The organism is Vibrio sp. B1ASS3, from assembly GCF_905175355.1.
Taxonomy (GTDB): domain Bacteria; phylum Pseudomonadota; class Gammaproteobacteria; order Enterobacterales; family Vibrionaceae; genus Vibrio; species Vibrio owensii.
Genome location: NZ_HG992743.1, coordinates 1652464 through 1664995, shown reverse-complemented (window position 1 = coordinate 1664995; position 12532 = coordinate 1652464). Strand labels below are relative to the sequence as shown.

The following is a 12532-nucleotide window of genomic DNA, read 5'->3' as shown; positions in this document are numbered from 1 at the left end:
CTTTTTTTGTTTATGATCTTAACGAAATTGCAATTTAAAAAAGTAGCAAATAACTCTACTCTATCGGCTAGCACTTAGATATGAGTTCAAATACTTATAACTAGTTATTAATCTAAAATATTTAGTCAATAAAAGTATGAGAAACATTATGGGACAGTATAAAGAAAAACCTGAAATCCTAATGATCACTCAACAAAGTCTGCAGAGTGAGAACTTCAAGGAGATGCTTTCAAAAAACACAGATACCAAGATTACGATTATCGATAGCAAAAATCCAAGCTATCATGAACTCATTCCAGAACAATATTTCCTGTTGGTAGATTTTTCAGTAGATACGCCATCTGATACTTTAGTTTATTTAAAGGATAGCGATAAAGTATTAGGTACTATTATGCTCAATTTAGGGCATGAGTTGGATACATCGGAGTTAGCTTCTTGGCCCAATGTTAAAGGTATTTTTGGTCCAAGTGATTCTATGGAGAAATTATGCCAAGGCTTAAGTGCAATTATAGAAGGAGAGAATTGGCTATCGCGTCGTTTGCTTGATCAACTTGTCAATTATTATAAAGGCAAAGAAGCGAGTCATATTATTGATCCAACTATAGAGGTAGAGCTCACGCGAAGAGAGGTTCAAGTTTTACAGATGCTGAAAGAAGGCGGATCAAATATGGAAATTGCCGACTCTTTATTTATCAGCGAGCATACTATTAAATCTCACCTTTACAACATATTTCGAAAAATAGAAGTCAAAAACCGAACGCAAGCCACTAGTTGGGCGAGAAGAAACCTGTAGTACTAGATTTAACCTTATGTTTTAAATGCCTTTTATATCTAAAAGTACCAGTTTTTAATGTGCTAATAATATTGTTAGTTTGAAATATCAATCCATATTCAAACTTGTTCCTATGCTTTTGTTTATTAGACTTCCGGTGTCTGTAGGAAGTTAAACAGGCGTGAAATAAAGGTCTATTCAAATAGAAAGCCAAGAGGGACATAAAATGAGCACAAATGACACTTACTATGGTGACGCGGGTGATAACCATCAGGTCGCTGACTTTGACGGTGGCAATGACGTATTTATCGGTTTTGGTGGCAACGATTCTTTCGTTGGTGGCGGTGGTAACGACTTCGTTGTCGGTGGTGAGGGAAATGATCGTCTAACTGGTGGTGCAGGTGACGACATTCTAATGGCTGGCACAGGTAACGACTATCTCGGCGGTGGTACAGGTAGCGATTTATTGCTCGGTTTGCTGGGTGACAACAAGCTAAACGGTGGTACAGGCGATGACCTACTGGTTGCGGGTTCTGGTGACAATGTAATGGTTGGTGGTAGTGGCGCAGACAAGTTTATCTTTACCGACAAATTTGGCGGTCATGGGGAAGCGAAAGTCGTTGATTTCACTATTGGTGAAGATTCACTGCATATCATCAGCGACTCTGTAACATCATATGCTGATCTGAGCTTTACTTATGACGCTAAAGGCAATGCTGTCTTTACTGATGGCGCGGATCTGACGGTCAAATTGCTTGGTGTTACACAAGAGGACATCAACTCATACGGCAGCGACTTATTCATTATCTAAGTCACCTTTTTGGGCGCTAGCGAGTCTAGCGCCTAATGTATAAAAATATGTGGAAATAATCGTGCAACAAACGGTTTTCAAAGAAGTTAGACAAAAACTATGCACGCTCATAGGCTTGCTGGTTGGTTTTAGTTTATTCATAAATTTATTAGTGCTTGCTATTCCTCTGTACATGCTCCAAGTGTACAACCGCGTTATCTCTTCCTATTCAATCGATACACTTTTCTTACTGACCGTTATTGTCCTTGCGGCATTACTCACTATGTCTTTGATAGATATAGCTCGTGCGCAAATGAGTAAGTCATTTGGCTATTGGCTGGATGCAAAACTGTCGGCATTTATGCTCAAGCGTAGTATCCAATACCAACCCCATACTGGTAAAAGCTACACATCCCAAGTACTGAGGGATATACAAAACATCAAGAGTTTTTTAAGTAGTCAGGCACCTTATCCTTTGTTGGACGCACCTTGGACGCCTGTTTTTATCCTTTTCGTTTATTTGCTGCATCCTGTTTTAGGTCACATTGCTTTAGGCGGTTCGATTGTTCTGTTTAGCCTTGGAATCATCAATGAATTGGTGACAAGAAAGGTGTTACAAGAGAGCGAAGTTCGCTCAATTTCGCATATCAATCACGCTGAAATCGCTACTCAAAACGCAAACTCGATTGTCGCAATGGGGATGATGAATGCGTTCTTAGAGCGGTGGCACGCGAAAGCAAACGAATCCAACTTGTTAGAGCAGACGGTAGCGGGGAAGTCGATCTATCTCGCTAATTTTTCTAAGTTTGTTCGTGGCTCATTGCAAATATGCTTGCTAGGGGGAGGCGCATGGTTGGTGATCCAGCATGAGATTACCGCAGGCGCCATGATTGCCAGTTCCATTTTGATGAGCAGAGCGTTGTCGCCAATGGAACAAGCTATAGGAACATGGCGCAGCGCGATGTCTGCTAGGAATGCTTATAAGCGGTTGTGGGAAATTGATAGGATCGTTAAACAAGATGAATCGGACATGCCCCTGCCTCGTCCGAAAGGACATTTTGAATTTACGGGTTTAGCTTATCGTCACCCTGGCGCGACAGAGCCTGTTTTATCATCCATCTCTTTATCAATACCTCCAGGTGTCTCCGTGGGTGTCATTGGCCCCTCTGGTACAGGAAAGTCGACCTTTGCAAGACTGCTTCTCGGTAACATCAAACCGCTCGCAGGTAAGGTTACTCTAGATGGGATGGAGGTTTCTTCTTGGGCTTCTGAAGATAGAGGAGCGCACTTTGGTTACCTCGCACAAGAAGTGGAGCTGTTTCCGGGGACGATTAGAGATAACATCGCGCGATTTAAAGATGAAGACCCTGCAAAAGTCATTCAAGCTGCCCAGTTAGCCGGTTGTCACGAGCTCATTCTTAAGAAAAACAAAGGCTATGATTTTGTCATTGGCGAAAATGGACGTGGGTTGTCCGGTGGAGAGCGTCAGCGTATTGCTCTGGCTCGCGCCGTTTACGGCAATCCATCCGTTGTTGTATTTGATGAAGCCAACGCGAACCTTGATGGGGAGGGTGAAGCGTCATATCAGCGTTTAATCGCGCATCTTAAGTCGGAAGGAGCCACTGTCATTGTGATTGCTCATAACCCAAGTACGTTGCGCCAGATGGACCGATTACTGTATCTGGCCGAAGGCCGCCTCAAATTGTACGGCGCGAGAGATGAGGTGTTAAAGCGCTTAATGGGAGAAGAAAGAACAGATATACCGAGGGTGCGAAATGAGCAATCAACTGCAAACCGATAACAAACTGACGGCGGAAAGCGTTTTCCGTTTTATGCCAACGGCCGAGCTTAAACTTAAAGGTCCCATTCTACTTGGTGTGTTGACGTTAAGTTTATTCTTGGGCGGATTAGGCTACTGGGCGGCTACCTCAAAGCTAGAGAGTGCTGCTATCGCTTACGGTGATTTATCTGTATTGAGTAAGCGGCAAGAGATTCAACATTTGGAAGGTGGCATTATTGAAAAGCTTTACGTTCAAGAAGGTGACTTGGTCGAAAAAGGACAGTTACTTATTCAGCTTTCAAAGCGTCAAGCAAATGCAAAATTAGATTCTCTTGGTGGTCAGTACATTCATACTCTAGCCAAAGAAAATCGATTGAATGCCGAACTCGATGAATTGCCTGAGATTAATTGGGCGCAAGATATTGAGACGATTAAAAACGCAGAGATTGTTGCTGAGGCGAAATCAGTACAACGTAAGATCTTTGAGGCGAGAAAGCGCTTTTTCGACAGCAAACTAAACATCATTGCTCAGAGCATTTCAGGCGCGAATTTGGAATTGGATAACCTCAATGCAACGAAAGTAATCGAACGCGAGCGCTTGAAATTCATTGAGGAAGAAATTGCCAGTAATCAGGCGTTAGTGCAAAAAGGCTTTTCAGGAAAGTCTGCGCTACTTCAGCTTAAACGTCTTGCCGCAGAAGTTCGCAGCACACTCAGCCAATTGGACCGTCAATCTTTGACCGTGGCCAAGCGATTAGATGAAAACCAAGCAAAAATCGAAGAATTGAAGCTCGAGCGACTCAATCAAATTGTCGAAGAGTTGCGTAACACCAAGACAGAGCTTGTTTCGATCAAAGAGGAATACGGCTCTGCAAAAGATGTCGTCGCAAGAACAGCGATTGTCGCTCCAATCTCCGGTCGAGTAGTGAACATGCAAGTGTTTACTGAAAAGGGGGTGATTGGCTCGGGGGAAACCTTGCTTGAGCTCGTTCCTCAAGATGACAAGTTGCTGGTGGAGGCTCGTGTGAGTCCACAAGACATCGATTTGATTACGCCAGGTCAGCATGCTCAAGTTCGTTTAACGGCTTTGAATGCAAGAACGCTAGCACCTCTCGATGGCACCGTATTAACTATCTCCGCGGATAAGCTCTCAGAGCAAAACCAAGATGACTTTTATCTTGCCCGTATTGCTTTGGCTCAAGAGGACGTTGCTAAGCATCGACTGACTTCTGGTATGAACGCTGAAGTGTTAATTCTATCAGAGCCACGAACACCGCTGAGTTACCTTGTTAAACCATTAACCGAGAGTATGAATCGCGCATTCCGAGAAGACTAACGGATAACTTCTGTTTGAAATCTTGTCATTGAAGGCACGTAAATAACGTAAATAAATGATCCATTAACGAGGTCACACTTTGTGAGATTGGGATGTGTTTTGATGCGCCTTTATTTTGTGTGAGATGATGTGAGCAATGAGAACAGAGAAAGAAAAAATGTTGGCTGGTGAGCCATACAATGCATGGGATAAAGAACTTTACCAAGCACGTATTGAATGCAGAAAAGTACTGCAGAAAATCAACAACAGCATTCCAGATACTGAGGAATGGCGCAGTGCAATTGACGAGCTCATTCCTGACTCTGAAGGGGCGTATTTAGAACCGCCTTTCCGCTGCGATTATGGTTCAAACATCAAACTAGGAAAGAACTTCTACGCGAACTTTAACTGTGTGGTGCTAGATGTAGCGGAAGTACATATTGGAGATAATGTTCTATTTGCTCCTAATGTACAGATTTACACTGCAGGACATCCTTTGGATGTCAAAGGCCGTGTAGAGGAGGGCGTTGAGTTTGGCACGCCGATTACTATTGGTGACAACGTATGGTTAGGCGGCGGTGTGATTGTTTGCCCTGGTGTGACTATCGGCGAAAACTCGGTGATTGGTGCGGGCAGTGTTGTTACGAAAGATGTGCCACCAAACGTAGTTGCTGCAGGAAATCCATGTAAAGTAATTCGTCCAATCGAACAAAAATAATTGAATTGGTAACTTATCTCGGGACGGGACAGCGAATTAAAATTAAGAAGCCGACATTCAGTCGGCTTTTTTTATGCATTTTAAAGGTGCGTTAAAGCATGCTGGAGTGGACTTGTTGCCCTTGCTCTGTCAGCGAATAAATTCGCCCATCTTCTTTAATAACCAACCCGCTGTTGACCAGTTGTTTTAGGTGGAAGTTGAACTTGGTGTGGTCCTCAATACCAACCACACGACAGAGGTCCATGAACTTCATTTTTCGATGGATCTTGAGCTGCTTTATAACCGAGCGACGAATCGGGTTGGATAGCGCACTAAAAATCTGGTCATGCTTTCTTTCATCAAGCGGTGACTTTGGTGACCGCTCTGCGTGGACACGCTTTAACGTGACAGACAATGCAGCAAGGTTGAACGGCTTAGTAAGAAATTCATCAGCACCCTTCTTCATCGCATCGACGGCGACATCAACAGTAGCAAAAGCGGTGGTGATGATGATGCCAATGTTTGGATGTAGGCGTCTTAGGGCAGAAAGGGCTTCAATCCCTGTCATCCCTGTCATCACGACATCAAACAAAGCTAAGTCAAAGTGTTGCTCGCTGGCAATATCCAGTGCGTCTTCAGCGTTATCACACGCGACCACTTCAAACGATTCCAAGGTTAATGCCTCAATGAGGACCTCTCGCAATTCAACATCGTCTTCTGCAAGTAAGAGTTTTAGTGTCATTCAATATTCCTTGGTAAGCGGATTTCAACTGTTAAGCCAGTAATGTGGTCACTCTTCTTCGAGTTCCTCAAGTTTAGCTCGCCACCGTGTTGTAAGATAATTTGATTACTGATTGCCAATCCCATACCTGTGCCTTCACCCCTTGGCTTTGTGGTGTAGAAAGGTGTTTTCGCTTTGGCAATTTTGTCCAGTGGCATCCCAGTCCCCCAATCGGAAATGGAGAGAATTGCCACCAGTTTGTCTTGATATGTTTCTATGTAGAGTTGTTTGTGTTCTTGGCTAGCGTCAATCGCGTTACCGATGATATTGGTCACCACTTCTTCTAATTGGCCTGCATCACCTAAGACATTAAGCGTGTCATCAAGGGAAGTACTTACAATGAAGCCCTCCAAGCGGTATTGGTTTAAGGAAAGTGCTTGGTCCACGATCTTTTTCAAAGAAACCACTTCGCGTTGGATTGGTTTATGGTGAGCGTAATTCAGCACTTCATGGCTGATCTCTGCAGCACGTTCTAAGCCGTGACGAATACGTGCTAAATGTCTGTGACTGGCCTCGTTGTCTGGTAAATGTTTCTCCAATAAATCACAACTCATTGTTGCGCTGGAGAGCGGTGTTTTGATTTCATGGGCGACCGCGGAAGTCAGTTCACCAAGTTCTTTAAGTTTGGCATCTTGTTGAGAGAGTTGAATGTTACTTTCAAGTTGTTTGCTTTTTTCATCATCAAACACGCGCAGTGCGATCCATAAGGTGCATAAAATACAAATGGCACAAACCATTCTGACGCCAAGCACCCAAAGCCCTAAATCGGAGGTCAGTACACCTGCCGCAATGCCATAAGCGATCAAAGCAAGGCCGGTTAACTTAAATGGGAGTGATGCGCCATGACCTTCTTTTTCTAGGATGTTCGCGTAGCTCATCATTGCTAACCCAGAGATGGCGCCAGCGCCTAAGCCGAATATCCATCGGACTTGGTTTGCAGTGTTGTGAATGTAAATTGCATACTCGTTACTTCCGAACCGAACGATTAAGCTGATAACAAACAAGGTAAGCACAGTGAGTGCACCATATTTGATGGCTTTAATGTACTTCCAGTCCGTGAGATCCAGCATCTTCCATGCAAAAGCGCCAAGCGCAATAAATGAGAACCAGAGCTTGAATACCTTAAAAGTCTCTATTCCCTTAGTGAGAGTGAACTCATGCTCATACATGACCAAGTAAAGTTCTGACCATTCGTGGAAACCGTGAATGAACCCAAATAACGCAAGAATAGGTAAAGCAGAAGCGATAGCGATCCGGCTTTTGCGTAAGTCTCGAAAAAGAATGGCAAAAAAGATGGCGAAGAAAGCTAAGCCATAGAAGAGGTATATCTTAAAGATGAGTAACATGTCCATGGTTTGAGTCTAAATGACTCCTTACCCTTCATCAATATTTAATATTTGCAATCTTATTATGGTGCATTGCATACATATCCTTTTACATCTGCACTTACTTTATAAAAGTTGTGTGAAGTTTTCTTATCATAATTAATTCTTCAGAGATAATTGTTATTCACATTGTGTGGTTTAGTCTCGGTATTTAATAAAACTGTCATATTGAATTTCTAATCTGCACCCGTCGATTGGTGAGCACCGATTGATTGTTGGATTTATTTCAATACCTAGTTTTACTTGAACACTAAAACTAATCTGGGCTAATTAAATGTTGCTTTTTTATTAGCCCAACTTAATCGCTAAATTATATCGGAGATATATTGTGAAATTCATGAAATCAGCTCTAGTGTCTTCAGTTCTGGTTGCAGCATCATTCGGCGTTGCTGCCAAAACAACGATCAATGGCGCTGGTGCGACATTCCCTCATCCTATTTATGCGAAGTGGGCTGAGCAGTACCAAAAGGAAACGGGCGTTCAGATTAACTACCAAGCGATCGGCTCTGGTGGCGGTATCCGTCAGATCACAGCAAACACAGTAGACTTTGGTGCGACAGATGCGCCGTTGGCTATTGAAGAGTTGAACAAAGAGGGCATGATTCAGTTCCCAATGGTGATGGGGGCAATTGTTCCTGTAGTAAACATCCCAGGCATCGATGCGGGTGAAGTTAAGCTAACAGGTAAAGTGCTTGCTGACATCTACCTAGGCAATATCAAGAACTGGAATGATCCGGCGATTACAGCGCTAAACGAAGGCGTTGAAATACCAAATCAACCTATCTACGTAGTGCACCGTTCGGACGGTTCTGGTACGACTTACAACTTTACTGATTACCTAGACCGCGTAAGCCCTGAATGGCATGAGTCTATTGGTGTTGGTAAAGACATTACATGGCCAAAGAAAGCAACAACAATTGGAGGTAACGGTAATGCAGGTGTCGCAAACTTTGTAAACCGTACTCGCGGTGCGATCGGTTATGTGGAATACGCATTTGCTAAGCAAAACGACCTTGCTTACACCCAAATGCAGTCTAAAGAAGGCAAGTTCCTAAACCCAAGTATGGACACTTTCCAATCAGCTGCAGCTAACGCTGATTGGGAAAATGCACCAGGTTACCACCTTCTACTGAACGACCAGCCAGGTGCTGATTCTTGGCCAATGACCGCTGCTACGTTCATCCTAATGCACACAGACCAATCGGATGCGAATAAAGCAAAAGAAATCGTGAAGTTCTTTGAGTGGAGCTATGAGCAAGGTGAGCTTGCGAAAGAGCTGGATTACATCCCAATGCCAAGCAAGGTAGTTAACATGGTTAACGAAACTTGGAAAAATGGTTTGAAATCTGACGGCCAAGCGATTATTCAATAATTCATTAAGTTGTCTGGGGAATATATTCCCCAGACAACTGAATAAAAGATTATGACTACATTAGCTATTAAAAATAAAGTAAATGGTGATTCGGTTTTTAATAAATTGAGTTTCGCGAGTGCTTTATTAATTTTTGTGACCCTAATTGGTATTTTATTATCACTAATTGAAGGTGGATGGCCTGCTTTTAAAGAATTTGGCCCTGGCTTTGTATTTAGAGATATTTGGGATCCAATCAATGGTCAATTTGGTGCTGCCTCTGCAATTTACGGCACACTTGTTACTTCTTTCATCGCTATTGTTATTGCTGCACCTATCGCACTAGGTACGGCAGTGTTCCTCGCTGAACTAGCACCTAAATGGCTAAGTCAGCCAGTGAGTAAAGCCATTGAGCTACTCGCTGCCGTACCAAGTATTATCTATGGTATGTGGGGTTTGTTTGTCTTTGTTCCTTGGTTCTCAGAAGGGTTCCAAATGTGGGCAGGCATGCATTTAGTTGATATTCCTTTGATCGGTAGCTGGTTTAATGGGCCACCGATTGGCATCGGTTTGTTAGCGGCGGGCATTATCCTTTCATTTATGATTTTGCCAATCATGACGTCATTGACGCGTGACGCACTTAAATCGGTTCCTGATGTACTTCGTGAAGCGGCGTATGGAACAGGTGCGACACCATTTGAGGTGATCACCAAAGTTCTTATCCCAAAAGTAAAAAATGCAACGGTGAGCGCAGGCATCTTAGGCCTAGGGCGAGCACTTGGCGAAACAATGGCGGTGGCTTTTGTTATCGGTGGAGCGAGTCGTATTGAGTTTTCATTCTTTATGCCAGCGAGCTCAATCTCATCGACGATTGCTCAGCAATTTAATGAAGCGACAGACCCAATTCATATCGCTTCGCTGATTGGGCTTGGCGTTGTGCTCTTTATTATCACTTTCTTTGTGATGGGCTTTGCTCGACGTTTACTAAGGAAGTCATCATGAATACTAGAAAATTAAAGAACCTTAGTTTCTTAGCGTTTTGTTCTTTGTCAGCCGCATTCGGTGTCTTCGTTCTTGCCAGTATTTTGTATACGCTTGTTGGCGAAGGCGTGAAGGGCTTGAGCTTCGCTACTTTCACTGAACTGACTCCAGGTCCTGGCAGCCAAGGTGGTTTGAAAAACGCACTAATTGGTAGCTTGATGCTGACTGGTTTGGGCATTTTAATCGCAGCCCCGATTGGTGTTCTGGCTGGTACTTGGCTTGCTGAAGCAGACAAAGACAACAAGATTGCTGAGTCTTTGCGCTTCCTTAACGGCATGCTAATGAGCGCACCATCGATTCTAGTTGGTCTGTTTGTTTATGCTTTGATTGTGGTTCCAACCGGTGGTTACTCGGGTTGGGCGGGGGCAATTGCACTTGCGGTCCTTGCATTGCCAGTGATTGTTGCATCAACCGAAGAGATGCTTCGTCTTGTTCCACCAACATTGAAAGAAGCGGGCAGTGGCGTAGGCGCACCTAAATGGCGCGTGATTACCCAGCTAAGCTACCGAGCTGCGGCGCCGGGTATTATTACCGCGATTCTATTATCTATCGCACGTATCTCGGGCGAAACGGCACCTTTGTTGTTTACCGCGCTAAACAGCAGTTTTATGACCACGGACATGAGCAAACCGATGGCAAACTTGCCGGTAACGATTTACCAGTTTGCGATGAGCCCATACACATCGTGGCAGGAGCTAGCATGGGCTGGCGCACTGATTATCACGACCTTTATTTTGATTGTTAACGTACTGGCGACCTCGTTGCCGCAGCTATTTAAAGCGAGAAGAGCATGAACACGGCAACTTTAAACCCAGTCACTACAAACAACATGAACGGACCTACTATGAGCACTTTGGTAGACAGCATTAATACCAACGATGTGACAGCAAATCTGACTCATCGTATGGATATTCAAAACTTAAATTTTTACTACAACAAAGGCGCAGATGCAGCACTGAAATCGGTATCCATGCCGATTTACAAAAACCGTGTGACGGCACTTATTGGCCCTTCGGGTTGTGGTAAATCCACGCTTCTTCGTACCTTGAACCGAATTTACGATTTGTACAGTCATCAGTATGCGGAAGGTGAGATCTTGTTGGATGGCGAAAGCATCTTTAACAACACCGATGTTAATGAGCTGCGCTCTAAAGTCGGTATGGTTTTCCAAAAGCCGACACCATTCCCAATGTCGATTTACGAGAACATGGCGTTTGGTCTTAAAATCCAAGGTACGTTTAGCAAAGCAGAGATCAAAGATCGTGTTGAATCTGCATTAAAACGCGCGCATTTGTGGGAAGAGGTGAAAGACAAGTTGGATGCCGATGCAAATGGCTTGTCGGGTGGTCAGCAGCAGCGTTTATGTATCGCTCGTACGATTGCTCTAGAGCCTGAAGTAATCCTAATGGATGAACCGACTTCAGCGCTTGACCCAATTGCGACTGCAGCGATTGAAACCTTGATTACTGAACTGCGCGAGAAATACACCATTGTTATCGTTACGCATAACATGCAGCAAGCGATGCGTATCTCTGATTACACCGGTTTTATGTACCTCGGTAAGTTAGAAGAATATGGCACGACCGACAAAATTTTCCACCGTCCAGATAATGATCGTACTAAGCGATACATCTCTGGTGATTTTGGATAACGAATAACAACAATAGCGGCTGTTGATTCAGCACTCTTTAGGCACGATTTTGCGAGAATCGTGCCTATTTTTTTATGCGTTTGGGCCCTAAAATTGGGGTTATTAAAAACAATTAAGAACTCTGTATGTATAAAGATAAAGTGGTCGTGATTACTGGCGGTAGCCAAGGTATCGGTCAACACCTTGCTCTTGCCTACCTTGAGCAACAAGCAAAAGTTATCGTGCTAGACATTGCGCCCAATAAGAATCCAGATATGGATTTTCACCTCGTTGATTTAGGGCGACCAGAGCAGATTGAACAGGCTTTTTATGAGATCCAAGGAAAGTACGGCAAAGTCGATGTCCTCATCAACAATGGTGCGATCGCCAACTTTAACAAACCCATTCAGCAGCTGACTTTTGAAGAGTTTTCACGTGTGATTGACGTTAACCTCAAAGGTGCGTTTGCTTGTTCCCGACGATTTATCGCATTGAATCATACTCAGTCTTATGGACGAATCATCAACATTGCCTCTACGCGCTGGAGCCAAAATGAATCTGGTTGGGATGCTTACGGCGCATCAAAAGGTGGTGTGGTCTCTATGACACAATCGATGGCCATTTCGTTGTCAGATACGCCAATTACCGTCAACGCGGTTAGTCCTGGTTGGATTCAAGTTGAAGGGTATGGTGAACTTGATAGTTTTGACCATCAACAGCATCCATCAGGTCGAGTAGGGGAAGCCAAAGATATTGTTAATGCGTGTCTTTTTTTAACGCACCCAGAGAATGACTTCATTAATGGCCACAATTTGGTCGTTGATGGTGGAATGAGTAAAAAAATGATTTATCAAGACAGCTTGCTAGATTAAGAAAAGCCCAATTCTATCGACTAGGAATGCTCTGCAATAGCGCCTTCCTAGTCTTTCATGTCAACAAAAATTTCCCTTTCTGATTTCGAGTTGGTTGCTTATTGACCGGTTTTATAGG

12 protein-coding genes are annotated in these 12532 nt (G+C 43.7%); 10 read left to right on the top strand and 2 right to left on the bottom strand.

Going from position 1 to position 12532, the window contains the following annotated elements; translation table 11 throughout:
• Positions 1-136 precede the first annotated feature (136 nt).
• The 5 genes from KJB05_RS25685 (at position 137) to KJB05_RS25665 (ending at position 5375) form a co-directional block, all read left to right on the top strand.
• Positions 137-793 carry a LuxR C-terminal-related transcriptional regulator gene (locus KJB05_RS25685; protein ID WP_032802144.1) on the top strand — a complete coding sequence of 219 codons (657 nt, stop codon included), beginning with the start codon at positions 137-139 and terminating at the stop codon, positions 791-793.
• 205 nt (positions 794-998) lie between these two features.
• Positions 999-1583 carry a calcium-binding protein gene (locus KJB05_RS25680; protein ID WP_009704923.1) on the top strand — a complete coding sequence of 195 codons (585 nt, stop codon included), beginning with the start codon at positions 999-1001 and terminating at the stop codon, positions 1581-1583.
• Between the two features lie 61 nt (positions 1584-1644).
• Positions 1645-3363, top strand: a complete 1719-nt coding sequence (locus KJB05_RS25675; RefSeq protein ID WP_208444308.1) for a type I secretion system permease/ATPase — start codon at positions 1645-1647, stop codon at positions 3361-3363.
• Positions 3338-4678, top strand: a complete 1341-nt coding sequence (locus KJB05_RS25670; RefSeq protein ID WP_208444307.1) for an HlyD family type I secretion periplasmic adaptor subunit — start codon at positions 3338-3340, stop codon at positions 4676-4678. The genes KJB05_RS25675 and KJB05_RS25670 overlap by 26 nt, the downstream gene beginning before the upstream one ends.
• Before the next feature lie 136 nt (positions 4679-4814).
• Positions 4815-5375, top strand: a complete 561-nt coding sequence (locus tag KJB05_RS25665) for a sugar O-acetyltransferase (protein ID WP_020197144.1) — start codon at positions 4815-4817, stop codon at positions 5373-5375.
• Positions 5376-5466: 91 nt separating this feature from the next.
• On the opposite strand, the gene KJB05_RS25660 is transcribed toward KJB05_RS25665, so the two are convergent.
• Both KJB05_RS25660 and KJB05_RS25655 read right to left on the bottom strand, forming a co-directional pair.
• Positions 5467-6096 carry a response regulator gene (locus KJB05_RS25660; protein WP_005441035.1) on the bottom strand — a complete coding sequence of 210 codons (630 nt, stop codon included), beginning with the start codon at positions 6094-6096 and terminating at the stop codon, positions 5467-5469.
• Positions 6093-7487, bottom strand: coding sequence for a HAMP domain-containing sensor histidine kinase (locus tag KJB05_RS25655; protein ID WP_041053805.1), 1395 nt, complete (start codon positions 7485-7487; stop codon positions 6093-6095). Before KJB05_RS25655 ends, KJB05_RS25660 begins: the two co-directional genes overlap by 4 nt.
• A 370-nt stretch (positions 7488-7857) precedes the next feature.
• Between KJB05_RS25655 and pstS the strand changes: the two genes are divergently transcribed.
• The 5 genes from pstS (at position 7858) to KJB05_RS25630 (ending at position 12414) form a co-directional block, all read left to right on the top strand.
• A complete protein-coding gene (gene pstS / locus KJB05_RS25650; RefSeq protein WP_208444317.1) occupies positions 7858-8892 on the top strand; it encodes a phosphate ABC transporter substrate-binding protein PstS in 1035 nt (344 codons plus the stop codon).
• A gap of 51 nt (positions 8893-8943) precedes the next feature.
• On the top strand, positions 8944-9873 hold the full coding sequence (pstC, locus tag KJB05_RS25645; RefSeq protein ID WP_005441028.1) for a phosphate ABC transporter permease subunit PstC: 930 nt from the start codon (positions 8944-8946) through the stop codon (positions 9871-9873).
• Positions 9870-10706, top strand: coding sequence for a phosphate ABC transporter permease PstA (pstA, locus tag KJB05_RS25640; RefSeq protein WP_208444306.1), 837 nt, complete (start codon positions 9870-9872; stop codon positions 10704-10706). The genes pstC and pstA overlap by 4 nt, the downstream gene beginning before the upstream one ends.
• A gap of 50 nt (positions 10707-10756) precedes the next feature.
• On the top strand, positions 10757-11563 hold the full coding sequence (gene pstB, locus KJB05_RS25635; protein ID WP_348542144.1) for a phosphate ABC transporter ATP-binding protein PstB: 807 nt from the start codon (positions 10757-10759) through the stop codon (positions 11561-11563).
• Positions 11564-11688: 125 nt separating this feature from the next.
• Positions 11689-12414 carry an SDR family oxidoreductase gene (locus KJB05_RS25630; protein WP_208444304.1) on the top strand — a complete coding sequence of 242 codons (726 nt, stop codon included), beginning with the start codon at positions 11689-11691 and terminating at the stop codon, positions 12412-12414.
• Positions 12415-12532: the final 118 nt, after the last annotated feature.

Excerpts from the sequence above, each read along its gene's own strand:
- KJB05_RS25655 (WP_041053805.1), bottom strand. The coding sequence starts at position 7,487 with ATGGACATGTTACTCATCTTTAAGATATACCTCTTCTATGGCTTAGCT.
- KJB05_RS25685 (WP_032802144.1), top strand. The coding sequence starts at position 137 with ATGAGAAACATTATGGGACAGTATAAAGAAAAACCTGAAATCCTAATG.
- KJB05_RS25660 (WP_005441035.1), bottom strand. The coding sequence starts at position 6,096 with ATGACACTAAAACTCTTACTTGCAGAAGACGATGTTGAATTGCGAGAG.
- pstS (WP_208444317.1), top strand. The coding sequence starts at position 7,858 with ATGAAATCAGCTCTAGTGTCTTCAGTTCTGGTTGCAGCATCATTCGGC.
- pstC (WP_005441028.1), top strand. The coding sequence starts at position 8,944 with ATGACTACATTAGCTATTAAAAATAAAGTAAATGGTGATTCGGTTTTT.
- KJB05_RS25670 (WP_208444307.1), top strand. The coding sequence starts at position 3,338 with ATGAGCAATCAACTGCAAACCGATAACAAACTGACGGCGGAAAGCGTT.
- KJB05_RS25680 (WP_009704923.1), top strand. The coding sequence starts at position 999 with ATGAGCACAAATGACACTTACTATGGTGACGCGGGTGATAACCATCAG.
- pstA (WP_208444306.1), top strand. The coding sequence starts at position 9,870 with ATGAATACTAGAAAATTAAAGAACCTTAGTTTCTTAGCGTTTTGTTCT.
- pstB (WP_348542144.1), top strand. The coding sequence starts at position 10,757 with ATGAGCACTTTGGTAGACAGCATTAATACCAACGATGTGACAGCAAAT.
- KJB05_RS25630 (WP_208444304.1), top strand. The coding sequence starts at position 11,689 with ATGTATAAAGATAAAGTGGTCGTGATTACTGGCGGTAGCCAAGGTATC.
- KJB05_RS25665 (WP_020197144.1), top strand. The coding sequence starts at position 4,815 with ATGAGAACAGAGAAAGAAAAAATGTTGGCTGGTGAGCCATACAATGCA.